The organism is Streptomyces sp. NPDC058307, from assembly GCF_042880295.1.
Taxonomy (GTDB): Bacteria; Actinomycetota; Actinomycetes; order Streptomycetales; family Streptomycetaceae; genus Streptomyces.
Window position 1 is genome coordinate 1 of record NZ_JBHVYZ010000178.1, and the last position, 1,017, is coordinate 1,017.

Consider the following 1,017-nt stretch of genomic DNA (forward strand, 5'->3'; position numbering starts at 1 on the left):
TAAGGAGCTTGCCGGTGAGCTCGGTGACCCAGGCCCCGTCCCGGGCCTCACCGTCGGTCTCGACGGCCGGGGTCCAGGCCGAGGCGGGGACCTTCAGCACGTGGTCGTGGATCGCTTCGGTGACCGTCATGCCGACCGAGTAGGACAGCCATCGGCCCCGCTTCGCGAGCCAGGACACGAAGTCGTGGGTGCCGCCGGCGGAGTCCGTGCGGATCAGCGTCTGCCGCCCTCGCCGGTAAGGCTTGGGCAGTTGGGCCAGGGCGAGTTGGGCGGTGGTGATGTGGTCGGCAGCGGTGTTGGAGCCCGCGTTTCCCGGTCTGAGAAGGGTGGCGACGGGCTCTCCGGTTCCGCCCGGTCCGTGGTCGACGAAGGCCGTCAGCGGGTGATGACCGTAGGTCTTCTTCCAGGTCGCGGCCGCGTCCTGCTTGTCGGAGTGGGCGATCACGAGGACGCCGTCGAGGTCGACGGTGACCTGACCGTCGGCGTCCGGGGCGTTCTCGCCGGCCAACGACCAGGCGCGATGGCGGACTTCGGAGCGTGCGGACCGGATGGCCTGCAGGGCTTTCCCGCCGGACGCGGCGAGGGTGTCGATCAGGCGGGAGACGGTCGGGTCGGAGGCGACCGGGCCGAAGACGGTCGGCTCACACCGCAGCATGGCGACGTCCGCGAGGCAGTCCCCGCCCAGTGCGACCGCCAGGGCGACGTCCAGGAGGATCTTGCCGGGATCGTGGACGGCCCGCGGCTTGCGCCACGGAGCCAGAGCTGCGGATATCGCCTGGTCAAAGCCCGTCTTGCGGACCGTCTCCAGCAGCAGGACCGCACCGGCCTGCGAGACCACCTGCCGACCGTCTCCCTGGACACGGACACGTGGGTACGACGAGATAGGCTCTCTCACCTGGAAAGTGCTCTTTTCCTTGCAGCCAACAGGACCCTCAGCAAGTCCTATCGTTGCAGGTCAAGGGCACTTTCCGTGTTTCTGATCAACTCTTGGACAGCCCACCTCGTGAAAGCCCGAGG

Annotated in this window: 1 protein-coding gene; it reads right to left on the reverse strand. The window is 68.4% G+C overall.

What is annotated here, in order from left to right; all coding sequences use genetic code 11:
* Positions 1–895: IS1380 family transposase (locus tag ACFVYN_RS41410; RefSeq protein WP_390008119.1), on the reverse strand; the 895-nt coding region annotated here is incomplete at its 3' end.
* Positions 896–1,017: the final 122 nt, after the last annotated feature.